Origin of the sequence: Photobacterium sp. Ph5, assembly GCF_022129445.1 — a bacterium.
Classification (GTDB): domain Bacteria; phylum Pseudomonadota; class Gammaproteobacteria; order Enterobacterales; family Vibrionaceae; genus Photobacterium.
The window spans coordinates 27,302-53,516 of sequence record NZ_JADQAQ010000011.1 but is presented as its reverse complement, the minus strand read 5'-3'; the positions used below and the strand labels follow the sequence as shown (position 1 = coordinate 53,516).

General features: G+C 39.3%; 23 protein-coding genes and 1 pseudogene. 10 read left to right on the top strand and 14 right to left on the bottom strand.

All coding sequences use genetic code 11. The features are described from left to right. Nucleotides 1-108 precede the first annotated feature (108 nt). Nucleotides 109-4,023 (top strand): ATP-dependent RNA helicase HrpA, encoded by a 3,915-nt coding sequence (hrpA, locus tag I3259_RS06590; RefSeq protein ID WP_255721109.1) that lies wholly within the window; start codon nucleotides 109-111, stop codon nucleotides 4,021-4,023. A 197-nt stretch (nucleotides 4,024-4,220) separates the two neighbouring features. Here hrpA and I3259_RS06585 read toward each other — a convergent pair whose 3' ends face one another. The 3 genes from I3259_RS06585 to I3259_RS06575 form a co-directional block, all read right to left on the bottom strand. Then, nucleotides 4,221-5,525, bottom strand: a complete 1,305-nt coding sequence (locus I3259_RS06585) for an inosine/guanosine kinase (RefSeq protein WP_238028889.1) — start codon at nucleotides 5,523-5,525, stop codon at nucleotides 4,221-4,223. Between the two features lie 298 nt (nucleotides 5,526-5,823). Next, the gene (locus I3259_RS06580) at nucleotides 5,824-6,522 is read right to left on the bottom strand and encodes a DUF2786 domain-containing protein (protein WP_238028888.1); all 699 of its coding nucleotides are present in this window, start codon (nucleotides 6,520-6,522) and stop codon (nucleotides 5,824-5,826) included. Between the two features lie 228 nt (nucleotides 6,523-6,750). Continuing rightward, the gene (locus tag I3259_RS06575) at nucleotides 6,751-7,995 is read right to left on the bottom strand and encodes an NADH:ubiquinone reductase (Na(+)-transporting) subunit B (RefSeq protein WP_238028887.1); all 1,245 of its coding nucleotides are present in this window, start codon (nucleotides 7,993-7,995) and stop codon (nucleotides 6,751-6,753) included. Nucleotides 7,996-8,201: 206 nt separating this feature from the next. On the opposite strand from I3259_RS06575, the gene I3259_RS06570 reads away from it, so the two are divergent. Beyond that, nucleotides 8,202-9,167 carry a hypothetical protein gene (locus I3259_RS06570; RefSeq protein WP_238028886.1) on the top strand — a complete coding sequence of 322 codons (966 nt, stop codon included), beginning with the start codon at nucleotides 8,202-8,204 and terminating at the stop codon, nucleotides 9,165-9,167. 11 nt (nucleotides 9,168-9,178) lie between these two features. On the opposite strand, the gene I3259_RS06565 is transcribed toward I3259_RS06570, so the two are convergent. Beyond that, complete coding sequence (locus I3259_RS06565; RefSeq protein ID WP_346015689.1) at nucleotides 9,179-9,667, bottom strand: CIA30 family protein; 489 nt, start codon at nucleotides 9,665-9,667, stop codon at nucleotides 9,179-9,181. 121 nt (nucleotides 9,668-9,788) lie between these two features. Next, nucleotides 9,789-9,962, bottom strand: a pseudogene (locus I3259_RS06560) (DUF3081 family protein); the annotation flags it as partial. Nucleotides 9,963-10,133: 171 nt separating this feature from the next. On the opposite strand from I3259_RS06560, the gene I3259_RS06555 reads away from it, so the two are divergent. The 3 genes from I3259_RS06555 to I3259_RS06545 all read left to right on the top strand — a co-directional run bounded on the left by I3259_RS06555 (nucleotide 10,134) and on the right by I3259_RS06545 (nucleotide 12,174). Beyond that, the gene (locus I3259_RS06555) at nucleotides 10,134-10,451 is read left to right on the top strand and encodes a heavy metal-binding domain-containing protein (RefSeq protein WP_238028884.1); all 318 of its coding nucleotides are present in this window, start codon (nucleotides 10,134-10,136) and stop codon (nucleotides 10,449-10,451) included. Between the two features lie 177 nt (nucleotides 10,452-10,628). Beyond that, complete coding sequence (locus I3259_RS06550; protein WP_238028883.1) at nucleotides 10,629-11,405, top strand: phosphotransferase; 777 nt, start codon at nucleotides 10,629-10,631, stop codon at nucleotides 11,403-11,405. A gap of 406 nt (nucleotides 11,406-11,811) precedes the next feature. Further along, nucleotides 11,812-12,174, top strand: coding sequence for a hypothetical protein (locus I3259_RS06545; protein ID WP_238028882.1), 363 nt, complete (start codon nucleotides 11,812-11,814; stop codon nucleotides 12,172-12,174). Between the two features lie 64 nt (nucleotides 12,175-12,238). On the opposite strand, the gene I3259_RS06540 is transcribed toward I3259_RS06545, so the two are convergent. Both I3259_RS06540 and I3259_RS06535 read right to left on the bottom strand, forming a co-directional pair. Beyond that, on the bottom strand, nucleotides 12,239-12,685 hold the full coding sequence (locus I3259_RS06540; RefSeq protein ID WP_238028881.1) for a DUF411 domain-containing protein: 447 nt from the start codon (nucleotides 12,683-12,685) through the stop codon (nucleotides 12,239-12,241). Between the two features lie 82 nt (nucleotides 12,686-12,767). Continuing rightward, entirely contained in the window at nucleotides 12,768-13,196 is a 429-nt protein-coding gene (locus tag I3259_RS06535) for a hypothetical protein (RefSeq protein ID WP_238028880.1), read from the bottom strand. A 225-nt stretch (nucleotides 13,197-13,421) separates the two neighbouring features. On the opposite strand from I3259_RS06535, the gene I3259_RS06530 reads away from it, so the two are divergent. Then, on the top strand, nucleotides 13,422-13,781 hold the full coding sequence (locus I3259_RS06530; RefSeq protein WP_238028879.1) for a helix-turn-helix transcriptional regulator: 360 nt from the start codon (nucleotides 13,422-13,424) through the stop codon (nucleotides 13,779-13,781). 47 nt (nucleotides 13,782-13,828) lie between these two features. Here the strand turns inward: I3259_RS06530 and I3259_RS06525 are convergent, their stop codons facing one another. Next, nucleotides 13,829-14,542: a phosphatase PAP2 family protein gene (locus tag I3259_RS06525; RefSeq protein WP_238028878.1), complete on the bottom strand. Its 714-nt coding sequence runs from the start codon at nucleotides 14,540-14,542 to the stop codon at nucleotides 13,829-13,831. A gap of 342 nt (nucleotides 14,543-14,884) precedes the next feature. Here I3259_RS06525 and nagE point away from each other — a divergent pair, with 342 nt between their 5' ends. The 3 genes from nagE to I3259_RS06510 all read left to right on the top strand — a co-directional run bounded on the left by nagE (nucleotide 14,885) and on the right by I3259_RS06510 (nucleotide 18,444). Beyond that, entirely contained in the window at nucleotides 14,885-16,273 is a 1,389-nt protein-coding gene (gene nagE / locus I3259_RS06520; protein ID WP_238028877.1) for an N-acetylglucosamine-specific PTS transporter subunit IIBC, read from the top strand. Nucleotides 16,274-16,457: 184 nt separating this feature from the next. After that, nucleotides 16,458-17,135 carry a response regulator transcription factor gene (locus I3259_RS06515; RefSeq protein WP_238028876.1) on the top strand — a complete coding sequence of 226 codons (678 nt, stop codon included), beginning with the start codon at nucleotides 16,458-16,460 and terminating at the stop codon, nucleotides 17,133-17,135. Continuing rightward, the gene (locus I3259_RS06510) at nucleotides 17,116-18,444 is read left to right on the top strand and encodes a HAMP domain-containing sensor histidine kinase (RefSeq protein WP_238028875.1); all 1,329 of its coding nucleotides are present in this window, start codon (nucleotides 17,116-17,118) and stop codon (nucleotides 18,442-18,444) included. Before I3259_RS06515 ends, I3259_RS06510 begins: the two co-directional genes overlap by 20 nt. 54 nt (nucleotides 18,445-18,498) lie before the next feature. Here I3259_RS06510 and I3259_RS06505 read toward each other — a convergent pair whose 3' ends face one another. The 6 genes from I3259_RS06505 to I3259_RS06480 all read right to left on the bottom strand — a co-directional run bounded on the left by I3259_RS06505 (nucleotide 18,499) and on the right by I3259_RS06480 (nucleotide 24,453). Next, nucleotides 18,499-19,221 carry a DUF3581 domain-containing protein gene (locus tag I3259_RS06505; protein WP_238028874.1) on the bottom strand — a complete coding sequence of 241 codons (723 nt, stop codon included), beginning with the start codon at nucleotides 19,219-19,221 and terminating at the stop codon, nucleotides 18,499-18,501. 516 nt (nucleotides 19,222-19,737) lie between these two features. Next, nucleotides 19,738-21,516 (bottom strand): bifunctional molybdopterin-guanine dinucleotide biosynthesis adaptor protein MobB/molybdopterin molybdotransferase MoeA, encoded by a 1,779-nt coding sequence (locus I3259_RS06500; RefSeq protein WP_238028873.1) that lies wholly within the window; start codon nucleotides 21,514-21,516, stop codon nucleotides 19,738-19,740. Continuing rightward, nucleotides 21,503-22,096 (bottom strand): molybdenum cofactor guanylyltransferase MobA, encoded by a 594-nt coding sequence (gene mobA / locus I3259_RS06495; RefSeq protein ID WP_238028872.1) that lies wholly within the window; start codon nucleotides 22,094-22,096, stop codon nucleotides 21,503-21,505. The genes I3259_RS06500 and mobA overlap by 14 nt, the downstream gene beginning before the upstream one ends. Beyond that, nucleotides 22,083-22,784: an energy-coupling factor ABC transporter ATP-binding protein gene (locus tag I3259_RS06490; protein WP_238028871.1), complete on the bottom strand. Its 702-nt coding sequence runs from the start codon at nucleotides 22,782-22,784 to the stop codon at nucleotides 22,083-22,085. Before I3259_RS06490 ends, mobA begins: the two co-directional genes overlap by 14 nt. A 15-nt stretch (nucleotides 22,785-22,799) precedes the next feature. After that, complete coding sequence (locus I3259_RS06485) at nucleotides 22,800-23,501, bottom strand: ABC transporter permease (RefSeq protein ID WP_238028870.1); 702 nt, start codon at nucleotides 23,499-23,501, stop codon at nucleotides 22,800-22,802. Nucleotides 23,502-23,628: 127 nt separating this feature from the next. Next, a complete protein-coding gene (locus tag I3259_RS06480; RefSeq protein ID WP_238028869.1) occupies nucleotides 23,629-24,453 on the bottom strand; it encodes a substrate-binding domain-containing protein in 825 nt (274 codons plus the stop codon). A 272-nt stretch (nucleotides 24,454-24,725) separates the two neighbouring features. On the opposite strand from I3259_RS06480, the gene I3259_RS06475 reads away from it, so the two are divergent. Beyond that, nucleotides 24,726-26,186: a sigma-54 dependent transcriptional regulator gene (locus I3259_RS06475; RefSeq protein ID WP_238028868.1), complete on the top strand. Its 1,461-nt coding sequence runs from the start codon at nucleotides 24,726-24,728 to the stop codon at nucleotides 26,184-26,186. Nucleotides 26,187-26,215 lie beyond the last annotated feature (29 nt).

Here is a 26,215-nt window from a genome sequence, read left to right as displayed (position 1 = left end):
TTTCATTTGTGATAGAATTAACAAAAATTTCGAATCGCCAAGTGATACTGAGCGAGTTTTCATCAGATGTTCTCGGTATCCATTAGTCATAGAAAGACAGGAATTACATTGAGTCAGTCGAATCAAACTCAAGCAGACGTGTTGAATAACGAAAAAACATTAAAGTCTGCGATTAAAGATTGCATGATGCGCGATCGTTTTCGTCTACACAAACGTGTACAAGGCGCATCAAGAATTAAAAACGAAAAATCCAAGCACGCTGTATTTGACGAAATTGCATTAGAGATTGCGAAATCAATGCAAACGGTGGAACGTCGCCGTACTCAGCGTCCAAAAATCATTTACCCTGCACAGCTACCCGTAAGTCAGAAGAAAGATGATATTGCTGAAGCGATCTTAAATAACCAAGTGGTTATTGTGGCGGGTGAAACGGGTTCAGGTAAAACTACTCAGCTACCTAAAATCTGTTTAGAAATCGGTCGTGGTACCCACGGCATGATCGGCCATACTCAGCCTCGTCGTCTGGCTGCACGCTCTGTTGCTTCTCGTATTGCAGAAGAAATGGAATGTGAAATGGGCTCTCACGTAGGTTATAAAGTCCGATTTAACGATCAGGTCTCAGAGCATAGCCACGTAAAGTTGATGACAGACGGTATTTTACTGGCTGAAATTCAACACGATCGTTTCTTAAGTCAATATGACACTATCATTATCGATGAAGCGCACGAACGTAGCTTAAATATTGATTTCATCATGGGTTACCTGCGTGAATTATTACCAAAGCGCCCAGATTTAAAAGTCATAATTACTTCTGCAACCATCGATCCTGAGCGCTTTTCTAAGCACTTTAATAATGCACCGATTATTGAAGTTTCAGGTCGTACGTACCCAGTAGAAGTTCGCTACCGTCCTGTGGTTGAAGACGGTGATGACACTGATCGCGATCAGTTAGATGCAATTTTTGATGCGGTCGATGAGCTATGTGATGAAGGTGAGGGTGATATCCTGATCTTCTTAAACGGCGAGCGTGAGATTCGTGATACTGCAGATGCGTTAGAAAAGCGTAAATTACGCCATACCGAAATTCTACCTTTATACGCACGTCTATCGGCTGGTGAGCAAAACAGAGTATTTCAATCACACTCTGGTCGACGCATTGTACTTTCAACAAACGTAGCGGAAACCTCACTAACTGTTCCGGGTATTAAATACGTTATTGATCCGGGTACAGCACGAATTAGTCGCTATAGTTACCGAACGAAAGTACAGCGTCTACCGATTGAAGCCATTTCACAGGCCAGTGCTAATCAGCGTATGGGTCGTTGTGGTCGTGTTCAAGAAGGTATCTGTATTCGTCTATATTCTGAGGAAGATTTTTTATCGCGCCCAGAATTTACCGATCCAGAAATTCTACGTACTAACTTAGCGTCAGTCATTCTTCAAATGACCGCGATCGGTTTGGGTGATATCCAAGCTTTCCCATTTGTTGAAGCGCCAGATAATCGCAATATTCAAGATGGTATTCGATTATTGGAAGAGTTAGGTGCGATTAACTCTAAAGCGACAGATCCTCGTAAACGTTTATCACCAATGGGTCGCCAACTAGCGCGTCTTCCTATTGATCCGCGTTTAGCTCGTATGGTACTTGAAGCGCCTAAGTTAGGTGCATTACGTGAAGTGATGATCATTGCATCGGCACTATCTATTCAAGATCCACGTGAGCGCCCATCAGATAAACAGCAACAGTCTGATGAGAAACATCGCCGATTTAACGACAAAGATTCTGACTTTGTTGCGTTCGTTAATTTATGGAATTACGTCCAAGAGCAACAAAAAGAGCTTTCTAGTAATCAATTCCGCCGTTTATGTAAGAAAGAATACTTAAACTACTTACGCATTCGTGAGTGGCAAGATATCTATTTCCAAGTCAACCAAGTGATTAAAGAGCTTGAGTTGAAAATGAATGGCAACGAAGCAAGCTATGACAGTATTCATATTTCGCTACTAAGCGGATTGCTTTCGCATATTGGTATGAAAGACCAAGAGAAAAATGAATACCAAGGTGCGCGTAATGCTCGCTTTAATATCTTCCCTGGCTCTGGCATTTTCAAGAAACAGCCAAAGTGGGTGATGGTTGCAGAGTTAGTTGAAACGTCACGTTTATGGGGACGAATTGGCGCAAAAATTCAGCCTGAGTGGGTTGAACCATTAGCCGGTCATTTGATTAAACGTAGTTATAGCGAACCGCATTGGGAGAAAAAGTCTGCTGCTGTTCATGCGTTTGAAAAAGTTACGCTGTATGGCATTCCTGTGGTCGCCAAACGTAAAGTTAACTACGGCAATATTGACCCAACGTTATCGCGTGAAATCTTTATCCGCTCAGCTTTAGTTGAAGGAGATTGGGATACGCGTCATAAGTTCTATCAACAAAACCGTAAGTTATTACGCGAAGTTGAAGAGCTTGAGCATAAATCGCGTCGTCGTGACATTCTGATCGATGATGATGAGCTGTTTAATTTCTACGATCAACGTATTGGTTTAAAAGCAACGTCAGGTCGCCACTTTGATACATGGTGGAAGAAAGCATCGAAAGAAGATCCAGAGTTATTAAACTTTGAACGTGAGATGCTATTCCGTGGTGATGCAAGTCATGTTACTGATTTAGATTATCCAAACTTCTGGCATCAAGGTAACTTGAAGCTAAAACTAAGCTACCAGTTTGAACCGGGTGAAGATAACGATGGTGTGACCGTACATGTGCCATTGGCTATTTTAAACCAAGTTCAGCCTGACGGCTTTGATTGGCAAATTCCAGGTTTACGTCATGAGTTGGTTGTTGCGCTGATCAAATCATTACCAAAGCCGTTACGTCGTAACTTTGTGCCTGCGCCAAACTATGCCGATGCGTTCTTAGCGCGAGTTAAGCCAATGGAAGCGCCATTGCTAGATTCACTAGAAAAAGAATTGAAGCGTATGAGTGGCGTGACAATTGTGCGTGAAGATTGGAACTTAGATCAGATCCCTGATCACTTGAAAATCACATACCGTGCTGTTGATCACCGTAATCGTAAGTTACGTGAAAGCAAAGATATCTATGGCCTGAAAGACAACTTAAAAGAGAAGGTTCAAGAAACTTTGTCACAAGTTGCTGATGATGATATCGAGCAAGATGGTTTACAAACATGGAGCTTTGGTGCGCTACCTGAGCGTTACCAACAGAAACGTGGTGGCTTTGAAGTAAAAGCTTACCCTGCGCTGGTGGATAACAAAGATTCTGTTGGTATCAAATTGTTTGAAACTGAAGAGCAGCAAACCAATGCGATGCAGGCAGGTCAACGTCGCTTGATTTTGCTTAACGTACCATCGCCAATTAAGTATCTTCATTCAAACCTGCCGAACAAATCGAAGTTAGGTTTGTACTTTAACCCATATGGTCGTGTACTTGATCTGATTGATGATTGTATTGCTTGTGGTGTTGATAAGCTGATTGAACAAAAAGGCGGTTTAGCATGGCAGCCAGAGTCATTTGAAGCATTGAAAGAATATGTTCGTGCAGAGCTTGGTGACACTGTGGTTGATATTGCCAAACAAGTAGAAGAAATCTTAACCACAGCATTTAACATCAGTAAGCGCTTGAAAGGACGTATTGATTTAAGCATGGCATTTGCGATGTCTGATATCAAAGCACAAATTGAAAGCTTGATCTTCAAAGGTTTTGCAACAGAGTGTGGCTGGAAGCGTCTACCTGATATTTTGCGTTACATGCGTGCCATTGAGCGTCGAATGGAAAAACTGCCAATCGATCCAAACAAAGATCGTGTGCATATTCTGAAGATTGAATCAGTAGTTAATGAGTACAAAGAGCTATTGAATAAGATCCCGAAAGGGCAGCCAGTACCTGATAAGGTAAAAGAGATCCGCTGGATGATTGAAGAGCTACGTGTTAGTTACTTTGCTCAGCAGTTGGGTACTCCATACCCTGTATCAGATAAGCGTGTACGTAACGCAATTAACGAATGTTGATCAGCGTTTGTTTAAAATAAATGAAAGCCGATAGTTGAAGCGCTATCGGTTTTTTTATATTCATTACATCAGTAAAGTAGTGATGTAATGAATATACTGAGTATATGCAGATGCAAATGGTTATAGTATTTAATCTGTATGGTAGATATGAAAAAAGGAGCTAATTAGCTCCTTTTTTAATGTGGTTACAACGGGAATTAACGTTCCCAGTATGCTTCTTCCAAACAGTCTTCACGCTCTGGTAGGCCATGAGATAGTCGAGGAGCATGTTGTATTAATACTTCATAGCTCACACGGTTTGAGTACTGACAAATCTGTGAGAAAGATGAGTATGACAAAAAGCTCGCTGCATGTTTTGCTGAGTTTGGCACATTGATTTTATGGAAGCGGTTAGCTGACATATCGTGTAACAATGCGGAAAGAGCTGCATCACCTGCACCATTGGTATTTTTGATCTCAACAGGGCCACCAAGGTAAGGGGCTATGTGGGAGTAAACGCGAATTGGGTTTTCACATGCACTTTTTGCCATTGGTCGACTGAATTCATATTTATTGAATTCAGGGATTTTTCCTGGAAGTAGTGGTAGTGATGATTCGCGCTTTAATGAATCTTCGGTGTAACCTGCCATGTATAAACCAGCAGGGCCTGCGGTACACAGAACCATATCAACCCAATCAAGTGCTTTATCAGCAGCGGTCAGTGGGTCTTTTTCACCTGTTAATGCTTCAGCTTCTTCTTCGTTCATCGCAACACACGTTACGTGCTCTTTTAGGAACTCAATCCACCATTCACGTTTATCTTCGATTACGTACTTAGTACCCATAGTTAATACTACTGGCACATTGTATTTTTTTGCGTATTCGATAGCTTTAAGCGCGGCATCTTTCATTGGATCATTTGGCTTACCACGAACAAGATAAGTCGAAAGAACTAAGGCTGATGCTTTTTCAAATGCAGATTCAGGAATGCTTTCAGGACGAAGTTGATTCATTTGACCTTCGTTAATCGCGAAAGTACGTTCACCATCTTCACTGATCAAAGTATAACAACGACCAATAGGACCATTGACAGGTTGTAGGTAATCTAAGTCCATACGGCTAGAAGTGTTACATAAATAGCGGTATGCGTATGAACCGATTTTTAGATCTTGGCTCATTACACCAAGTAAAATAGATTTATCGTCAGCTAATACAGAGTAGTTGTGCAATGTATTACCAATGGTATCGCCAGGGTATTCGTGGCTAATCAGCTTACGATCTTTTAATTCTTTATAAAGCAGTTCAGCTTTATCTTCATCAAGAACTAAAGATTGTCCCTTAGTGAGAGCATGTCTGGCTAAGAAGTCATCGTCAACGCGAGCTTCAATATCAACAATAGTTTGACCAACACCAATTAGATGTGATTTAGCTAATGGATTGTCTTGTTGAATTTGAACAACTAATGGATCACGTGCATTGACAGGAAAGTAATGTTTTGACTTACGTTGACCAGGAAATTTCATGTCTTGATGGCTATGGAATTAAGGGATTTTGATTTATTCTAACATAAAAACGCGACTGGAATCTCATTTCTTTGAAATATCGTGTTTATACTTGTTCTTTTGCTGTTTTTTTAAACGAGTCAAATAAAGTTAAACAAAAAGAGGCTAATAACTATGCTTTTAAGCTATTTACCAGTGTCGTGCGGCGCTTTTTGATGGGTATAAAATAGCAGTAATTATGATGTTCATTGTAATTTATAAATTATTAAGTTACAAAAAAAAGCCGCATTAGCGGCTTTTTTATGATAAAGCGATAGAATCAATTAAGTCTTTTTAATTCTTCTTGCGCTGATTTACCACCCACAGGACGGCTAACCGAAATAGAGCGGCCTTTTTTCATGCCTTTTTCATAATCATCGGTGAGTGCCTTCATTGCTTCTTGTAGTTGCTTTTTAAACGTTTCACGATCAAGGTTTTCAAACTGTTTATCAATGTAGTTCGCCATACGCTGATCATGATCATCGTCTGTTGTTAATACGGGTAATTTTTCTAAAGCACCTTCAAGCCAACCTGCTAAGAAAGAGTTTACACGTCGTGTTACTTCTTGTGTGCTAGTACCTGTACCTGCGAAACTATTTCTGAATTGACCTGTTTGTTGGTTCATTTCACGATATACAACATCAAAAGCAAAAGCTGCGAAAATTGCACGTTCAGCCATGCCGATGAATTCCGCTTTTTTTAGTCCTTTATAATTAGTTAATACACATTCCACGCCGAATCGACGGTTAATACCACGAATGATTTTTAAAATTTGTGCACTAATATCACTTGGCAGTAAGGTCTGAGATTTTGTTTTGCCCATTTTGATGAATTCAATATCGTCTTTCTCAAGACCATATTTGAGCATGAGGCGATGGGCCATACGAATAGCTTGCGCGGCTTCATTAACGTTAGCCGAGTTACCTAACTCAAGGCATTTTGCTATTTTCTTTAGCGCCTTTCGCTTTTGTTCAGACATTCAACATACTCACGATTTAAAACAGGGCGCGTATTTTACCGCTTTAGTTGCTACTACATCAAGCGTAACGGCGATTAATAAGGGTAATTAATACTAAGAATCGAATATTTATCATAACAACAGACTATAGCGTCAATTTATGCTGATATATTTTTCTTGTTATCTGATTACACGAAATAAAAGATTGTCGTGTAATCAGACAGTTGAGAAGGATAACAGCGGAGGAATTTATTTTAATGCTGCCCGTTTAGCACGGCGTTTAATATTTCCTGTTTTGGTCATAAAATCGAACAGTGGTGCAAACAAGTTGGCAAATAAAATAGCGAGCATAATACCTTCTGGGTAAGCAGGATTAAGTACGCGAATGAATATGGTCATCACACCAATTAAAATGCCGTATGCCCATTTCCCTTTGTTGGTAAATGCAGCTGAAACTGGATCGGTTGCCATAAAGAAAGTACCAAATGCCACACCACCTATCACAAAGTGCCAATAGAAGGGCATTGAGAACATGTAATTGGTATTTGAACCAATAGTGTTAAGTAGTAAAGAGGTACCTGCGAGGCCGATGAAAACACCTAGTACAATTCGCCACGATGCTATTCTCATAAAGATTAAGATTAAGCCTGTTAGCGCGATAAACAAGGTTGAGACTTCTCCCATTGAACCGGGAATATTACCAATGAAAGCATCAAACCATGAGATAGATTGCCCCGTCATGTTATTCATCAGTGCATTTTGACCACCTTCATACCATTGACTGAGTGGTGTCGCCCCTGAATAACCATCAGCTGCAACCCAAACAGCGCCTCCTGACATATTCGCAGGATAGGCAAAATATAAAAAAGCACGACCAGCGAGTGCAGGATTTAAGAAATTTCGACCAGTACCACCGAAGATCTCTTTTGCGACAACAATACCAAAGGTAATACCTAGCGCAGCTTGCCAAAGTGGAATAGTCGGAGGAAGAATAAGCGCAAACAATATGGAAGTGACGAAGAAGCCTTCATTCACTTCATGCCGCCGAATAATGGCAAATAATACTTCCCAAAATCCACCAACAATAAAGACAGTAAGATAAACAGGGAAAAAGTAATTAGCACCAACTAAAAGATCACTGATCCAACTTGATTGCTGAACGGCGTCGAGAGAACCCCATACCCAGCTAAGTCTCCATGAGGAATCCAATGCTTGCTGTGCCGCTGTCGCATCAAGCCCATATAACAACGCATTACTGGATTGTTGTCCTATATTGTACATACCCCAAATCATGGCGGGAAAAACAGCTAACCAAACCATGATCATAATACGTTTTAAATCAATACTATCTCTAACATGAGTAATACCTTTATTGACCTGTCCCGGGGTGTAGAAAACAGTTTCAACCGCCTCAAACAAAGGATAAAAGGTTTGGTATCGTCCACCAGGTTTGAACTTTGGTGATAACTTATCTAAATAACTTTTAAGACTCATAACACTTCCTCCTATGATGTATTACGAGCGCACGCCCAAATAGATCGCTTTTTAAGCAAGTTAGTGCCTTTCTTTTATCTAGCACCTATATATGTAATGAAAGATAAAATCATATTAGCCATAAACACAGACTTTAAGTATAAATAGGCATATCAGGTTGAGTGCGTGTCAACCTTACTAATAACCACAACAATGAGTACCCCCATATGACGACCGATTATGTGTCGATTGATGTGCCTTTTGAGTTTCGTCATACCTGTTGGTTTTGTGGCGAACCTTATTATGAAAGCCATGCGTTTATGGCAAAGCCTAATTATGATGGCCAATCTGCACCGATCATGGTGCCTTGCTGCCAAGAATGTTTTAGTTTTACGAAAGAAATTAAAGCAAGCTGCCTTGATATTTTACGCGATAAAGTAAAAGAGAAACTGCATAAGAAGTATCAAAAGCATTTACAGATTGGCGTTAATTGGACCAAGCAAGAGCTGGAAGAGTGTGAGTTTGAAGGCAAAGCACTTGAAGGTTTTCGTGAAAGCGCATGGGCAATGTTTGAAATTGCAAAGGGGCGAGTCAATTACCGTGGATGGGCGGTAAGTATTGATGGCATTCCTGTTGAAGGGCTAACAACCGCGTTTCAATTTGAATTTGATGGCATTGTGTATACCAGTTTAAATCATGCTGTGATCCAACTGGCAACGGCGTATGCGATCCCACAGCCCTATTTGGAACAGGTCATTGAATTGGTCGGACGCGATAAAATGGCGTATGCCTTGCGTTTTTGTAAAACAAGCTACGGTTATTCAAGTGCTGAAATTGCGGCAAGTTTAGCGAGTTTACGAGCACTGTTAGCGGAAGAAAAAGCCAATAAACAGATTGAAACTAGCAATAATCGTCGTCGAAAAAACACAAAAGTCGCTATTTCTGAGATTAAAGAGCTGATTTTACATCGCACGATGATTTCACCTTATGCCATTCAATGGGCGCTAGAGCATGGTGCAACCACACTGCAATTGTTAGCAGAACAGGAAGATGCGTTTTTCGAACACTTCAATAAAGAATCTGAATTAACAGCCTTCACTTATTTTAATGGCTTACAAATATATCTTGAACAGCGTGAAATTGATATCGAGTGGGCGGAGCAATTAGATCCAAACAAACATTTATTTAACTAATTGATATTTGTCTATTGTGATGTTTCAAATTGAATATGGATAAGATTTAGTGTGAAAGGCAGAGGCTGCTTATCAGCAATTAAAAAGCCAACTTGTTTGATGTCCTGTGCATCAAGTTCAGGTGCGCCGCTAAGTAGCCTTCCTCTAAAAACAGCTTTAAATTCTTTAAAGTAAAAAGTCTTACTTTGCTTTTGTCCTTTGATCGTTTCAAATTCATGTTTGTAGTTAATACGATAGCCGTCTTTCCAAGTGCTAAACCGTAATTGATATGTTCTACCATCACCAATATAACTCAGGTTCACAGCGTTAATGTTATTAGTTAATGGTGATACTGATCGGTTTACCGAACTAAATCCGCCGTTGTTATCTAATGATAGCTCACCAGTAAATTGGCTTACGCTTCCATCATAAGTGAATTGCCCTGTAGAAATACCCCCCATGACATTATCATTTACAGCGGTCCAGTATTGATGTTCATTAGGTTGAGTAAAATCAATCATAATAAGTCTTGATGCCAACGTGTCTTTAGAAAAAATAATACAAGTAACGTTCAATGCCAACAGTAATAAAAAGTGTTTAAATAAATCATATCGATAAATACTGAACAATTTCATAGGAAACCTACGTACCTCGATCGTTCGTGGCGAGCATAGCCAAGCATTGATGAGTAAAATCAGAATAATTTACAAGTTTATCGTACTCAATGTTAAGAGAGTCATGAAACATAAGTGTTACCGTAACGTCTCTATAATAGAGCCAGCAGGTGTCCCCATCATAATCATGCCACGTATATATAATTAATTTAAACTAATACGATTTAAGGATATTAATTGATCACTCAAAATTCATTAATGAGAGTTTTAAGAGTAATGAGATAAATTTTTTAAATTATGACGTATTAAAACAATAGTAATGTTACTTTGATGATACGTTGATGATTTTTTAAATGTAATTAAGAGTTAAGTTATGATTTATACAACAACAGAAACTGTTCCAGGTTGTGAAATTGAAGCAATACTTGGTGTGGTAAACGGCAGTGTGGTTCAGTCTAAGAATGTGGGGAGAGATTTAATGGCGGGTTTGAAAAGTATTGTTGGTGGTGAATTGAAAGGTTATACCGAAATGTTGACTGAAGCACGAACTATCGCGACGGAGCGGTTAGTAACGGAAGCTGAAAAGCTTGGTGCGGATGCCATTGTTGGCGTGAGATTTACCACTAGTTCTGTCACTGACGGTGCATCCGAGATCATGGCATTTGGTACTGCAGTTAAGTTACGAGCATAAGGATAGAGTCATCCAATATTTGTCATTTTAAACGTAAACTGAAGTATAGAGTCATCCAATATTTGTCATTTTAAACGTAAACTGAAGTATTGGAATAGTCTTGTTAAAGTTGGGCTATTGGCGCAGTTTGTTCATGAACACACTCTTATAATATGGATTTTGTTGAAAGGAATGAGAATGGAAGAGCTTCAAGGTGGACGAGAAGGGCTAATTTTTCTTAGTGACGAGAAAGTGTATCGTCCAACGAGTTTTTGGTCAGAGTCAGTTCATAACTTGTTGTTGCATCTCGAAAGTAAAGGCTTTTATAACGCGCCAAAGTTTTTGGGATTCGCCGATGATGGCAACGAGGTATTGTCTTTCGTGTTAGGTGATGTTTACAACTACCCATTAAAGGGAAATATTGCCACGGATGATGCATTAATTTCTGCTAGTAAGCTTTTACGCCAATACCATGATAGTACTGTTTCATTTATCACCAGCCCATTATTTGAAGATTCGCAATGGATGCTACCAAGTAGAGCGCCATATGAGGTAATTTGTCACGGTGATTTTGCACCTTACAATGTTGCTTTAGATGGTGTTAAAACAATTGGTCTTTTTGATTTTGATACAGCACATCCGGCTCCAAGACTTTGGGATATTGCCTATGCTATTTATTGTTGGGCACCATTTAAAACCAATCAATATGATGCTTTAGGGGATTTAAGAGCTCAATCTATTAGAGCTCGTCTCTTTTGTGATGGTTATGGTTTACCAAATAAAGACCGGGGAAAGTTAGTTGAAACAATGATTAATAGGATTCAAACCTTAGTTGACTTTATGCAAAGTGAAGCCAGCAAGGGTAATGTTGCCTTTATTGAGAATATTGATAATGGACATCATCTTGCTTATCTTACCGATATCGAATATTTGAAAACAAATTCTCAATTCATAACAAATAGTTTATACAAGTAAAAGTTAAGATTATTATTAATAACAATACTTAGATAAATATATTATCTGGGGTTTATATTTTAAATACAGAGCGTTTATTGACTGTGCTGTAAATAATCATTATTTCAGCCTCACTTTGTTACTTATCGCATTTTGAGCAATCTCATTTGCTCTGCTTACTCCGCTAATTATACTTTTCTTCAATCAGTTTATTTTTTCCTGCATTGTCCATACAGATATTTATATATTTGAAAAATCCACACGTTGACAGAGAATTATTCCAGCGAGAGGTACAAATTAGATGCACACGAATGTTTCGTGAGATGTGAAGACGATTAAATATTTTGATGTTTTAGTGTAATAGGTCGCCAGTATATAAAAATGATTACTGAGACTATATGTGTTTCGTTGTGCCATAGGAGGGCTTGTGAAAAATCTATTGTTTTTAATCTTGTTAGTGAGTGTTAATGTTCATAGTAACGAAAGTTCACTTTTCTTTGTTGATAAGTCGAGAGCCATTGTTATAGCGGAATCAGCGATAACTGAAAAGTATGGTGCGGTTGTTGAAAATTATAAAGAGCCTATTTTAGTCCAACACCATTTTAAGAGTGCGGTTCATCAATCGGAGCATTTACAAGTTCAATTCACACAGCAAGAATCAATAGAGCAATTAGCTAACGGGTATGAAAAAATCACTAACAATAATTTTACTGTTAAAATTGATAAAAGTGGTGAAGTCTTAAGTGTTAATAAAGGCGTATCTCTGATGACATCGAAGAAAAAGCAATGATATAAGAGTGATAAAAAAGCCCGTTGTAAGAACGGGCTCTCTTTTTAATTTATTCTCGTTTAGATTACTGGTTATGGCGTGACCAGACCATGGTGTGACCGTCCTTATCAAATGCTAACACTTCATAGGCATCTTTTTTATCGCCATATTCCATACCCGGTGAACCCATAGGCATACCACCTACAGCTAGGCCAATCATACGCTCAGGCTTATTTTCTAAGAAACGCTTAATTTCAGCGGCTGGAATATGTCCTTCAAAAGTGTAGCCTTCAATTTGTGCAGTATGGCATGATGCATATTCAGGACGTAAACCTAATTTAATCTTAATCGGTGTTAAGTCTTCTTCGTACACCATATCTAATTTAAAGCCATTGTCTTCCATGTGCTTAACCCATTCTTTACAACAACCACAGTAAGGTGACTGGTAGTTAGTACCTGTAATAGGTGTACTTGCTTGAGCCAATGAGGTAACAAATAAGCATGTAGCTGCAAAGATATGTGAAATTTTCATCTGTAAATCCTTCAAGTTACGCGGATATTATCGCGCTAAATAACAAAATAGAGTGGTGGCAAAATGCCGATAAGTTATTTTGTTAAACGAGAGGAGGTCTTAGCTGTGTTTCACTAAAATAAACAGGCGTGTTTGTTTGACTAGAATATAATTGATCGCTGTTAACAATCGCAGAAAACGCAAAAAACGTTAAAAGTGCGGCTTGTGTTTGTTTACTCTTGCAATCATCGTCACTGCAACATGATGATTTTGCTTTATCAGTTTCTGTGTGAGTGAGTGATGTATCAGCGATATCAGTCATTCCACAAGAGGAAAGCGTCGTGATTTTCGTTGACATATCTTCATTGCAGCATTTATCTGAATGAGCAGGATCTATTAATGGTGTTGCTATTTGTAGGCAATGTGTTTGAGGTGTTTGATCAAAGCTAATGGTGCGTGCAATCACAGCGTTAGTAAAAACACTGACAATGATAAATAGTGTGAGGATTGAGCAACGACACAACTTGATCATAAAACCGCTAAGCATCCTTATATAACATTAGCTTATAAATCTTAACTGCTAATAAGTATATATGAGCATAATAGAAGTACAATAGTGAGGTTGTAACGAGTTGTGTTATTGAAGCAGAGCTTAACGCGATTTTGACATTAATATGTAGCAACTAGGCGTAAACTACTATACATAGAGGACATTACTCTGTTTTAAAATAATAAAAATGCGCTGTTAGGGTTAATTATGTTGTATACCGAAAAAGATCGTCAAATTTTGCATGATACATGGATGAGCTATAAAGCAAAAATGCGTATAACTCAGATTGAAATGGCTAAAAAGCTAGGATTAACACAACTAGAGTTTTCAGATATTTTGAGAGGTTCTAAACCGATTGAACAGCAATTCGTCAATGAGTTTTGTCGTGTGTTAAATGTTGACCCTATTTTGATTTTACCGTCACTGCGAGAGCAAATGGCTTTAGGTCAAGGCGCTAATTTATCTATTAAGAATACGTTTATTTTTGATGGTGAAATCACCAACGTAACGTATTCGGGTAATCAATTGGTTGTTGAATACGAACATAAAGCGACACCTGTACAGTAAGTTAATACTAAAGGGTGTAAAAAAGGGCTCAAATGAGCCCTTTTTTATTACTTCTCAGAATCTACTTGCCACTCGGGTACAAATAAATATAACACAGCAGCAGATAAGATAGAGCCCATGACATCTGATGGGAAGTGCATACCTAGCCATAAACGACTAATGCCTACACCAACAGCCCATACGACAAGCCCACCGGCTAACAAGTAATGGCGAGTACGTAATAAGAAGCCGCCCCAAAAAAGAATACAAATTGCAGCGAAGATGGTGTGCCCTGATGGGAAAGAATAGTTTGTTTCACCTTCCCAACTATGAATACGCCATTGGCTAATATAGGCAGATGCTTTTTTAACAACGTTATCTTTTTCTGTTTTATTCAGCTGATAAAAGTTATCAGCTGATGGGATTAGGTTTAAACGTTGTAGTTCGTAAGTATAAGGACGAGGGATCGCCGTTTCATGTTTTAAGACTGTTTTAGCGCCAAAACTTAATACCAACAAAATAGCGAATTGAACCCATAGTTTGATAATTTGCTTTTTAGGTAAACGGAAAAAAATTGGCAATAAACACAGTAATACGGTTGTGATAAGAAAGAAGGGCTTGCCTGCGGTATCCGTCAATAAAGTAAATGATAAACCAGCCGCATCATTAATGGGATCGCTTAACAGTGGGACAGGGAATAGAGAGATAGCAATAAAAAGTGCTAATGCAAAAAAAGCTAATGCGAGATAGTTAACAAGTTTTTGAGAGATAAAAAACATCATGGTAAAAGTCAATCAGTAATAGGGCATGGGTAGGTTGACCGCGAATTCTACTGAAAGTGCCACAGTAATGACATTTTATTTTCATATATACGATGATTTTAATCTTAATGGGTATCCTTAATGCGCTTGCTGCATGGTGGTTGTTATCGTTAACCGTTACCTATTAAACGAGGTAAATCATAAAATTAGTCATTTTGTGACTCCCATCACTCAGGTTTGTTCATTATAGGGCAAACATTAAGAATCCTTAATCTTTTGCTTAATTCTAATTAAGAATCGCAGCGTATTATTACTGTAATAAATAAGCATACTTTTAAATTAACTTTTAACGTGGAGAAGAGGATGAGCATTCTCGGACATTTCCAAAAGCTAGGAAACGCAATTATGTTTCCTATCGCGGTATTACCGATTGCTGGTATTTTGCTGCGTATTGGACAACCTGATCTATTAAATATTCCTTTTATTGCAGCTGGTGGTCAGGCTGTATTTACTAATCTTGCATTACTCTTCGCAATGGGTGTAGGTGCTGGGTTTTCGAAAGATAATTCAGCAGCAGCAGCAATTGCATCAGCCGTAGGTTATTTCATCCTTATGGCTGCACTGAAAACGTTAAACCCAGATGTTGATCCTGGCGTTGCTGGCGGTATCATTATCGGTGTTTTCGCCGGTCTTTTATATAACCGTTTCCACGCAATTAAGTTGCCAGAATTCCTAGGCTTCTTTGGTGGTAAGCGCTTTGTACCTATAGTAACGGGTTTAGTTGCTTTAGTACTTGCTTACGCATTCAGCATTATTTGGCCTCCAATTCAAGATGGTATCAACCATCTTGGTCAATGGATCCTAACAAGTGGCGTACCTGGTGAATTTGTGTACGGTGTTGCTAACCGTCTATTAATTCCACTTGGTTTACACCATATCCTAAACAGCATGGTTTGGTTTGTATTTGGTAACTTTACTGCCGCTGATGGTCAGGTTGTTACGGGCGAAATCTCGCGTTTCTTTGCTGGTGACCCTACTGCAGGACAAATCTTAAGTGGTTTCTTCCCAGTTGTTATGTTTGGTTTACCAAGTGCTGCGCTTGCATTCTATGTAACAGCGAAGAAAGAAAACAAGAAAGTAGTTGGCGGTATGTTGTTAAGTGTTGCATTAACTGCATTCTTAACAGGTATCACAGAGCCAATCGAATTCATGTTTATGTTCCTAGCTCCAGCATTATACGTAGTACACGCAATTTTAATGGGTGTAAGTATTGTTGTTGCGTCTTACCTGAATATTCACATGGCATTTAGCTTCTCTTCAGGTTTGATTGATTACATCTTGAACTACAACGCACCAGCAGCACATAATTCATGGGAAATTATCCCAATGGGTCTTGTGGTAGGCGCTATCTACTTCGTTGTGTTTGTGGCAGTTATTAAGATGTTCAATCTTAAAACACCGGGTCGTGAAGATGCACCTGCAGAAGATTCAAACCCATCAAAAGATAATGACGGTAGTAAAGAAGATTTAGCGAAAGCTTATCTAGCAGCATTAGGCGGTAAAGATAACTTAACTGATATTTCAGCATGTATCACACGCTTACGCTTAGGTATTGTTGACCGTACAATCATCGATGATACAAAACTTAAACAACTTGGTGCTAAAGGTGTAGTGAATGTAGGTTCTAATAACCTTCAAGTTATCCTTGGTCCACAAGCTGAAATTATTGCTAACCAGATGAAGTCACTTTAAGACGTTAGCGTTAAGAGATTCGTGATTTCATAATTCCCCCTATGGTCACGTTAAACGGCCTACCTTTTGGTAGGCCGTTTTTTTTGTCTTAAAAGGTAAAGCTATGATCCTATTACCTGAAAATTATATCTCTTATGTATATAATGCGAAAATAAGCGCTGAGAAGAAAATGATTAGGTATTAAATGAAAGTTCTCGTTATTGAAGATGATGTCACTACGCGTGAATTTATTGCGCAAGGGTTGCGAGAGCATAGCTTTGTGGTTGATGAAGCTGAAGATGGTCATCAAGGGTTAATGATGGCAACCAGTTGTGAGTATCAACTGATTATTTTAGATCGAATGTTACCGATGCTTGATGGTTTAAAAGTACTTGCAGCATTACGTGCAACAGAAAATGAAACGCCTATATTAATTTTAAGTGCCATGGATAGTGTAGAAGACCGTGTCGCTGGATTAACTGCAGGCAGTGATGATTACTTAACGAAACCCTTTGCTTTAGCTGAACTCATTGCTCGAGCTAATATATTAGTTAAACGCCACCAATCGAGTGTGAATATTTCATCTGAATATAGCTACGATGATCTACGGCTCGACATTAAGTCTCATCGAGTGTGGCGTGGATCCCGTGTGTTAAATTTACAGCAAAAAGAGTTCTTACTCTTGCAATATTTAATGGAGCATGCTGAAAGTGTCGTTTCACGTATGAGCTTATTTGAGTCGGTATGGAGCTATCATTTTGATCCTAAGACTAATGTTATCGATGTACATATTGCAAACTTACGTAAAAAATTAGAAGAAGGTGGTGAGGCTAGTTTGATCCATACCGTACGAGGTGCTGGTTATGTCTTACGCAGGCTCTGATCGGCTATCACGTTCGAGTATTTTTAAAGTTCTGCTCTATTTCATAAGTTGCGTAGCCATTATATTTATCCTGTTTATTAACCAAGTTTTTGTTAACTCCGAAATGTTTTACCATAAACAGTTAGCACAAGATTTGAGCAATGAAATGGCGTTGTTTGAACGTATGGAACAAAATGGCCAGATTGATTCGATTCCTGACGTAGTTAAAGAGCACCAACAAATACAAAATGCATTTGAATATAGAATTACTAATCAACCAGAGGTGAATTCTACGGTAACGTATCCTGCAGCACTATCAGAAACAGATCTTCGTGCTAATCGTTTTGAAAGGACATTGAATTTACCTGATAACAAGCGCTTGATTATAGATATTAACCCTGAGTTAATGCGTTCGTATCGAGATAATATGATACCAATGTTAGTCTCTGGCATCGTTATACCCGTGATTTTGATGTTAGCAGGTGCTTTGTTATTTGCGATCACGATTCTAAAGAAATTAGAACGTGTTAATCATGGTATGAACCGAGTCAGCCTTGGTGAAAAAGGGGTGAAATTACCAGTCAGTAAGAATGATGATGAATTTGATGTTCTCACTATTCATCTTAATTTTCTTATTGAACAAGTGGAAAAAAAAGAAGAGTCATTAAAAGAACTTTCGGTTGGTATGGCACACGATTTACGTACCCCCATTGCAAGAATGAAACTTCGGCTTGAAAGCTTATTGACCAAAGATACGGCACCGTTTACCAAAGATTTAGAAGCGTGTCATGATGACTTAGAAGTTCTGCTTGGCATGTTCAATGGTATGTTAGAAATTTCTCATATCAATACGGGTAAACATAAAATTGATAAGCAATGGGTGGATTTATCAAAAGTATGCCAAGATGTTGTTGATTTTTTATTACCTATTTCGGATGAAAAGAAACAGGTTTTATCGTTTCGTGAAGATGAGCCATACCACTTAAAAGGGGAACCGAGTTTACTCTTTCGTGCCATTTATAATGTGGTTGAAAACGCGATAAAATATACCCCTGATGAGGGATGTATTGAAGTTGTCGTCGATCATTTTGGTGTAGTGGTGATTGATAATGGACTTGGCGTATCGGATGAAGATAAAGGACGTATCAAAGAGCCAATGTATCGGGCTGATAAAAGCAGAACTCATCAAGGTTTTGGCTTAGGGTTATCGCTTGTTGAAGCGGTGATGAAAAGTCATGGTGGTGATTTAGCTTTTAGTGATAATAATCCGGGCTTGCGAACGCGATTATACTTTCCGTTAAAACATGATCATCGAATTAACGATATATAATAAGAAGCCCGCTAACTGCGGGCTTCTTATTATGCTGATAATCACTTATTTTGTTTAAACTGCTGCTTGAAGATTATTGTAATGTTCTTTCTTAGCATTAAAACGAGAAACCAAATCATCGATACCATCTTGGCAATAAGGTTTTAAACCACTCATTACCATACGTTTACGACCAGTACCAACTATCTCTCCATTTTCTTTAAAACAGAAATTCAATGTCACACTTCCACGTTTGCCATCAACGTCAATATTTGAACTCGTTAGCTCTACGTGGGGTGCTGTTAAGTCAAGGCGACAGAATTCAAGTTCCATACTTTCGTAAATCACTAATGGGCGAGTTGGGTTGATCATCATGTCTTTAGATTTCATTAAAGGCACCATGATGTGAGGAAAATTCATTCCTGAAAATTGAACGTAACTTTTAGTTATTTGAGCAATTAAATCTTGGTCATGTGTTGTTTCACCTGAACGTGCAAGGTGCAGGAATTCTTTACCTTTACTATCAATTAATGATAAATCGGTATCGGATTGAGCTGAAATACTCAGTTCTGTACTCTCATTTATCATGCCTGCAAATGTCACACGCATTTTTTGGCTGATACCAACATTAGCAAGCAAGACAGAGAAAAGTAGATCGCCAGGAACACAAAAACGCTTATTGTCTGGATCATGAATTGGGTTGAAATCACCTGCGATGCGTTTTGCAAAGTCGCTTGCTTGTTCACGAGTAAAAGAAAACTCACCACTTTTATCTGAATAGTATGTATCTAAAAACATGTTACGTATGAATACCTAAAATAGAGACTGCACCTATTCTACAACATAAAGTGCTGTTTAATGGTCTAGCCAGATGAAATATTGTTAGCTGTTAAATTATGTGTAAATGCAAGAGGTTCTATTCATAACTATCATCTATTGTCTTGTTATTGCGAGCAATGTCACATTTTAATTTTGTGTTAACGATAAAGAAAAAGTTGAAGTTTTTTTTGAAATTTTCAACTTTACACTCAGTCTGATCACTTAATGTACTTAACCACTATTTTTTTAATGTTTTTCTCTAAAAATCGATTTTTGACGTGTATATCGATAAATTATTATGTATTATCATTCGCCTAGAGAATAAAGAAATCTTTTGTTACAAATAAACATATAATGAAAGATCTATGCCGACTTCTAAACGTGTAGAAGATAGGAAAAAAATAAGTAGCATGGATGCTACAACAAAAAATTAAAATAAAAAAAAGCCAAGCTATTAAAATAGCTTGGCTTTTTACGTTATGGTGAAGCTGAGTGTTAAACGCGGATATCTAGTGGAATAATAGTCACGCGATCACCAATATCTGCATTTATTTGTTCCGGTGTGATCTCAATTAAACAGTTTGCTTCGCTCATCGAGCGTAATATACCTGAACCTTGCGAACCTGTGCTTTTCACAACCAAACGACCATTGGCATCAAAACTTGAAATACCACGAGTATATTCAGTACGTTCTGGGCGAGAGCGTAGCTTCTCTGTGGCAATCGCTTGATGGGTTTTAGGTTGCCAATTAATAATCCCTTGTTGTTTACGAATAGCAGGTTCAACAAATTGTAAAAACGCAACCATTACCGCTACAGGGTTACCCGGTAAGCCAAAGAAAGGCACATCACTAATAGTACCAAAGGCAAGAGGTCGACCTGGGCGCATATTGATACGCCAGAAGTTGATTTGACCTAACTTATCGAGAACGGTTTTGATGTAATCTGCATCACCGACTGATACGCCACCTGATGATAAGATCAAGTCAGCTTGGCTGCTTGCCTGTTGTAAGGTTTTTTCAAGAGACGTTTCGTTATCATCAATAATGCCAAGATCAACCACGTCACAACCTAACTTGGTCAGTAAAGCGAACAGGGTGTAGCGGTTTGAATCATAAATGCAGTTTGGTTTTTGTGCTTCACCCGGTTGTTGTACTTCATCACCAGTAGAGAAAATCGCAACGCGAATAGGTTTGTTGATCGTGATTTTATCAATACCTAGTGACGCTACCATGCCAAGTTCTGGTGCTGTGATTGTTGTGCCCGCAGCAACGGCAACCTGACCTAATGCTAAATCTTCACCTGCTTGACGCACGTTTTGACCTGCTTTGATTTTACCCATAGCAAGGTTAAACGTGACCGTGTCACCTTCTTGGTTTGCTTGCTCACGCATAATCACAGTATCGGCACCTTGTGGTACAGGGGCACCTGTCATAATGCGTACAGCTTCACCTGCTTGTAGGGTGTTATCGTAGCTATGGCCTGCCAGTACTTGACCTACAACATGGTAGCTTTCACGATCGAGATCATCGCCACGAATTGCATATCCGTCCATTGCTGAATTGATATGTTGTGGCACGTTAACTGGCGATAAAATGTCTTGTGCGACAATTTGTCCTAACGCTTGGTGAAGGCTAACGGACTCGCTGTTGTTTAATGGTTTGATCTGCTGAAGAATTTTTTCACGACCTTGAGCAACCGATAACATACCTGTTGGATTGATATCGCTACAGCTTAATGTTTGCGCTTCATGATTTGCGCTGTTGTTAGCGTAATCAATAACGAAATCAGTAAGTTGGTCAAGGTTGTTGATGTCCATTTGTGGCAATGTACTTTCAGCAGGAATATTTGCTGCAATGGCGATGATATTAGCGTCTTCTGGATGCAACCAAGGCTTACCGACTTCTTCTCGATGTAGTTCAATTTTAGGGAAATCGAGCTTTTTAAAACCTTCCACCAAAATCAGATCTAATTGGCTTTGATCTAATTGGCTAAGTAAATAGGGAAGTTGCGCTTCTTCATCTGGTGTTTCTGTCACAAGAGCGCGACGGTAACGTGAAGAGATCAGCATCTGGTTTGCACCAGCTTTACGAAGACGGTAGCTGTCTTTGCCTTCTTGGTCGATATCAAAATTATGATGGGCGTGTTTTACCACAGCTACACGTAGTCCACGTTCAACAAGTTTAGGCAACATAGCTTCAAGTAGTGTTGTTTTACCTGTACCACTAAATGCAGCAAAACCAAGTAGCGGTAAAGAAGCGTTAATTTGACTCATGTAGTACTCCAAATTGAGAGAGTTCTTCAGGGGTATTAAGGTTTACAAAGGCATCGGGTTGATCACTGAAATCAACCGTGATCATATTGCATTGGCGGTAAAGTAGAATAATCTTACGGTCGCCATTAGCAAGAAAGGTTTCAAGCTTAGGTAAAATACGGCGGTGGATAAGCGTTACTACTGGTTGAATATGCTCGCCATTATGAGCGACGGCAATATCGGTTTCTTCCGTACAAGCGTTTGCCATTCGTGCAACTAAATCGTGGGGGAGTTGCGGGCAATCGCAAGGAACAAAGCCGATCCAATCATTATCGATATGAGAAAGCGCGGCATGCATACCGCCTAAAGGGCCGGGATAGTCTTTGATGGTATCACCAAAGACTTTGCCAAATTCAGCATAACGTTCTTGGTTACGGTTTGCATTGATGATGATATGTGATGTTTGTGGGCGTAGCGTATCGATAACATGTTGAATTAAAGGCTTATCAGCCAGTTTAATTAACCCCTTATCATTTCCTCCCATACGGCTGGCTTGTCCACCAGCTAAAATAACCCACTGAGTTTGTTCAGGCGTAGGCATAGTTGTCCTTATCCTTTTTAACAAGCTGCAAATCTGCACGCTCAATTAATTTTGTGTCATTGATTGTCCACTGACGACGGCATAAAGCGGTTAATTCGTTATGCTGGTGGCTAGTGATGACAAGGCTCGAGCCTCGCTCTAATAAATCTTTTGCCAATATGACTTGGCGACTGATGGACTCTTTATCCATACTTGCACTGGATTCATCCATCAGTAATACACTTGGTTTTAATACCCATGCTCGCGCCATTGCAACACGTTGGCGTTCACCGCCAGACAAAACAGAAACATGCTCGTCGGCAAGGGTTTCTAATCCGACCATTCTTAAGGCATTAATGGCTTCATTACGGCGTTGCTGACGATCGCGAACAATATATTTTAAGCCATAACAAACATTATCAAACACTGTGCCATCAAACATATATGGGGTTTGATGCATGTAGATAATACCGTTTTGGTAGCAGCCTCCAAACAAACGACTTAACCAATGGTGTTGAGTATTGACTTTTCCAGTGGTCGGTTTCTGTAATCCAGCTAACACTTTTAGTAATGTTGTTTTTCCAACGCCGTTATCACCAGTGAGATAAATCGCGTCTTGTGGTTCTAACTTTAACTGAGGAATATGGAAAAGTAGGCGATGCTTAAAACGAACAGAAAGATCTGTTGCCTCAATTGAAATATGCGTCATATCAATGCCCTCAGCTTAGTTCGTACGCAAGTGGGCTTTGCCACGAGAGATCGATAAAATAAAGTTTAGTCCGAGAGCGAGAAGTAATAATACCATTCCCAAGGCGACACCTTGTGCAAATGCACCTTTAGAGCTTTCCAATGCAATGGCTGTCGGAATATTTCTGGTTGAATTTAAAATGTTACCGCCGACCATCATTGAGCAACCTACTTCAGTGATAATACGGCTAAAAGACGCAACAATGGCAGCTAATAGGGGGAAGCGGCTTTCCCACATAAGGCTCATTAATGCGCGTGGATAACTAGCACCCAATGAAATTGCAGTTTCCCATGCCCGACGATCACTGTTTTGAAAAGCGGCATGCATCATAGAAATTAAGATTGGAAAACAAATTAATATTTGTCCAAGAATCATTGCTCGTTGAGTAAACAGCATTTGCCAGTCACCTAAAGGACCAGAGCGTGACAGCAACATATACAGTAATAAGCCAATAACAACAGTTGGAACTGATTGCAGTGTATTAACAAAAGAAAGGATTAGCCATCGACCTGGGAATTTGCCATAAGCAAGGGAGAACGCAACTAATAAAGAGGGAATTAATACAATAGCAATGGCTAAAAGAGAAACTGAAAAAGAAACACCAACAATGCCCCATAGCGAACTGTCTCCACTAAATAGAAGTTGGATTGCTTGTTGCGTTGTTTGCCAAATATTCATTGTTATTTTTATCTAATATTTAATTGGTTACGCCGAACATGGCCTCGTTTTATTATAACAGAAGTGTTAATTAGAGATGAGGATGTGTTCGGCGTAAAATGTTACAAAATCAAATAAAACTGATTATTTATTGTGTGATTGCATCTGCAACAAACAGTTGTTCACCATGGCGTTGGTAATCATTGATCATTGTTTGTGCTTTAGAGTTGACTAACCAATCGCTGAATGTTTTTGCACCTTGGTAGTTAATGTCAGGGTAGCGGCTTGGATTCACTAAGATCACTTGGTATGGGTTAAAGAGACGTTTGTCACCTTGAACCATGATTTCTAAGTGCAATTTATTTTGGTAAGCAAGCCATGTTCCACGATCTGTAAGCGTATAAGCTTGTAATTCAGACGCCATGTTTAATGTAGGGCCCATACCTTGACCTACTGCTTTGTAGCCACCGAAGTTTGGTTCCATTTTAGTTTGAGCCCAAAGGTTCAGCTCTTTTTTATTTGTGCCAGAATCATCACCACGAGAAACGAATACTGAATCGGTTTCAGCAATTTTTACTAATGCATCAGCAACATCTTTGTCGCCTTTGATTTTTGCAGGATCGCTTTTCGGACCAACAAGCACAAAATCGTTGTGCATTAATTTACGAGGAAGTACACCAAAGCCGCCATCAACGAATTTTGCTTCCGCTTTAGGTGCGTGAGTCATCACCAAATCCACATCACCATTTTCGCCCATGCGTAATGCTTTGCCTGTACCTGCCGCTAGAACTTCAACAGTGTAGCCAGTGTCTTTTTTAAACGCTGGTAAAAGGTAGTCAAGAAGCCCTGAGTGGTAAGTACTGGTTGTTGTTGCTAAACGAATGGTTTTATTTTCTTTATTATCGGTCGCGGCATGGCTAAGGCTTGCTGCGGCTAAGCTTAAAATAACTAAACTCGTCTTAAAAAAATTCATAAGATTCCTTGATTTACAGACTCAACGTAAAATGAAAAGAGACAATTTGAGACCTTTCGTCCCAATCAATAGCTTATGCGCCTATAAGCAAATAAAATGCCAGAATATATAATAATTATATTACGTGATCTTATGTTATCTAATTTGTTGATTATAAAGTGCTATTTTTGATTTTTTGCGCTGCGTCATTATTCTGCTTTAAATGTGTTTTGACTTTTATCCAGACGGTGGGACAAAATGTCGCATCTTTTTATAGGTAATTATGTCCCTTTATGTCTGATCTTGAATTAAATACGCCTTGGACTGCTGTGTCTGTGCTGGTTGTTGATGATGAACCAGGTATGCGTGCCATCTTAAAAAAAGCATTAAGTAAGAAGTTTGCTCAGGTTGACACTGCAGGCAGTATTGAAGAAGCGGAAGAAATCAGAAAACGCTGCCACTTTGATTTACTAATTGTAGATATAAATCTGCCAGGGCGTTCAGGGATTGAATGGCATGAAGCGTTTGATCCAAATACGCGTCGTAGTGATGTTATCTTTATGACAGGTTACGCAGATTTAGATATGGCGATTCAGGCACTACGTGCAGGGGCGTCTGATTTCATCTTAAAGCCGTTCAACCTAGAGCAAATGATGCAGTCTGTCAGCCGTTGTATTGAGCGTCGTTTAGTAGAGCGCCAAAACTTTGCTTTGCAACGCGATGTTGAGCGTAGCTATCCTGTCGATATCATCGGCGATGCGGAAAGCACCCAGCGAATGAAAAAGATGATTGCCCAAGTTGCACCTTCTGTTGCTGCGGTATTAGTGGAAGGTGAATCGGGTACAGGTAAAGAGCTGGTGGCGCGTGCACTTCACCAATTGAGTAAACGTACAGGTCCTTTTGTTCCTCTTAACTGTGGTGCGATTGCCCCTGATTTATTGGAAAGTGAATTATTTGGTCACGTATCTGGTGCGTTTACTGGGGCGAAGAAAGGTCGTGATGGTTTATTCCGTGTTGCTAATAATGGCACACTGTTTTTAGATGAAATTGGTGAAATGCCATTGTCTATGCAGTCATCACTGTTACGTGCGTTAGAGCAAAAAGCCATTCGTCCGGTTGGTGCTGAACGTGAAGTACAGGTTGATGTCCGTATTGTGGCGGCAACAAACCGAAATCTTAAAAAAGAAGTGGAAGAAGGGCGTTTTCGCCAAGATCTGTATTACCGTCTTAATGTATTAACCATTGAGCTTCCCGCATTACGAGAACGTGTAGAAGATATTCCAGCTTTAGCGCATCACTTTACTCAACAGCTTTCAAAAGATTTAGGCATGAAGCCGATCAATTGGACTCATGAAGATATCCTTGCCATGCAAGCGTATCAGTGGCCGGGTAATATTCGTGAACTACGTAATATGATGGAACGCTGTATTCTGCTCGGTAAATCGCCTGCTGAATATTGGCAAGAATTAAATGGTGATGCACCAGCGCTTTCTGCTGAAAACACTTCGAATCAAACCAGTGCTTCTGGAAATGGTGATGATAAACGTCCGTGTCAGTGTCATGAAGATGGGCAAGAGCAATATTGTTACCCAACAGATTGGACGCTAAAAGATGTTGAGAAAGCCCATATTATGCAAGTGGTAGATTCACATGATGGCAATAAATCTGCGGCTTCTCGTCAGCTTGGTGTTGCACGTAAAACGTTAGAACGTAAATATAAAGAATGGGCTGAAGAGTCGGCATCATGCGAATAACTAAAGCGTTAATGCATCCTAAAGCGTTT

Bases quoted from the DNA above. Each gene is read 5' to 3' on its own strand.
- I3259_RS06585 (WP_238028889.1), bottom strand. From the start codon at position 5,525: ATGAAATTTCCTGGTCAACGTAAGTCAAAACATTACTTTCCTGTCAAT.
- I3259_RS06580 (WP_238028888.1), bottom strand. From the start codon at position 6,522: ATGTCTGAACAAAAGCGAAAGGCGCTAAAGAAAATAGCAAAATGCCTT.
- I3259_RS06575 (WP_238028887.1), bottom strand. From the start codon at position 7,995: ATGAGTCTTAAAAGTTATTTAGATAAGTTATCACCAAAGTTCAAACCT.
- I3259_RS06570 (WP_238028886.1), top strand. From the start codon at position 8,202: ATGACGACCGATTATGTGTCGATTGATGTGCCTTTTGAGTTTCGTCAT.
- I3259_RS06565 (WP_346015689.1), bottom strand. From the start codon at position 9,667: ATGATTGATTTTACTCAACCTAATGAACATCAATACTGGACCGCTGTA.
- I3259_RS06555 (WP_238028884.1), top strand. From the start codon at position 10,134: ATGATTTATACAACAACAGAAACTGTTCCAGGTTGTGAAATTGAAGCA.
- I3259_RS06550 (WP_238028883.1), top strand. From the start codon at position 10,629: ATGGAAGAGCTTCAAGGTGGACGAGAAGGGCTAATTTTTCTTAGTGAC.
- I3259_RS06540 (WP_238028881.1), bottom strand. From the start codon at position 12,685: ATGAAAATTTCACATATCTTTGCAGCTACATGCTTATTTGTTACCTCA.
- I3259_RS06535 (WP_238028880.1), bottom strand. From the start codon at position 13,196: ATGATCAAGTTGTGTCGTTGCTCAATCCTCACACTATTTATCATTGTC.
- I3259_RS06530 (WP_238028879.1), top strand. From the start codon at position 13,422: ATGTTGTATACCGAAAAAGATCGTCAAATTTTGCATGATACATGGATG.
- I3259_RS06525 (WP_238028878.1), bottom strand. From the start codon at position 14,542: ATGATGTTTTTTATCTCTCAAAAACTTGTTAACTATCTCGCATTAGCT.
- nagE (WP_238028877.1), top strand. From the start codon at position 14,885: ATGAGCATTCTCGGACATTTCCAAAAGCTAGGAAACGCAATTATGTTT.
- I3259_RS06515 (WP_238028876.1), top strand. From the start codon at position 16,458: ATGAAAGTTCTCGTTATTGAAGATGATGTCACTACGCGTGAATTTATT.
- I3259_RS06510 (WP_238028875.1), top strand. From the start codon at position 17,116: ATGTCTTACGCAGGCTCTGATCGGCTATCACGTTCGAGTATTTTTAAA.
- I3259_RS06505 (WP_238028874.1), bottom strand. From the start codon at position 19,221: ATGTTTTTAGATACATACTATTCAGATAAAAGTGGTGAGTTTTCTTTT.
- I3259_RS06500 (WP_238028873.1), bottom strand. From the start codon at position 21,516: ATGAGTCAAATTAACGCTTCTTTACCGCTACTTGGTTTTGCTGCATTT.
- mobA (WP_238028872.1), bottom strand. From the start codon at position 22,096: ATGCCTACGCCTGAACAAACTCAGTGGGTTATTTTAGCTGGTGGACAA.
- I3259_RS06490 (WP_238028871.1), bottom strand. From the start codon at position 22,784: ATGACGCATATTTCAATTGAGGCAACAGATCTTTCTGTTCGTTTTAAG.
- I3259_RS06485 (WP_238028870.1), bottom strand. From the start codon at position 23,501: ATGAATATTTGGCAAACAACGCAACAAGCAATCCAACTTCTATTTAGT.
- I3259_RS06480 (WP_238028869.1), bottom strand. From the start codon at position 24,453: ATGAATTTTTTTAAGACGAGTTTAGTTATTTTAAGCTTAGCCGCAGCA.
- I3259_RS06475 (WP_238028868.1), top strand. From the start codon at position 24,726: ATGTCTGATCTTGAATTAAATACGCCTTGGACTGCTGTGTCTGTGCTG.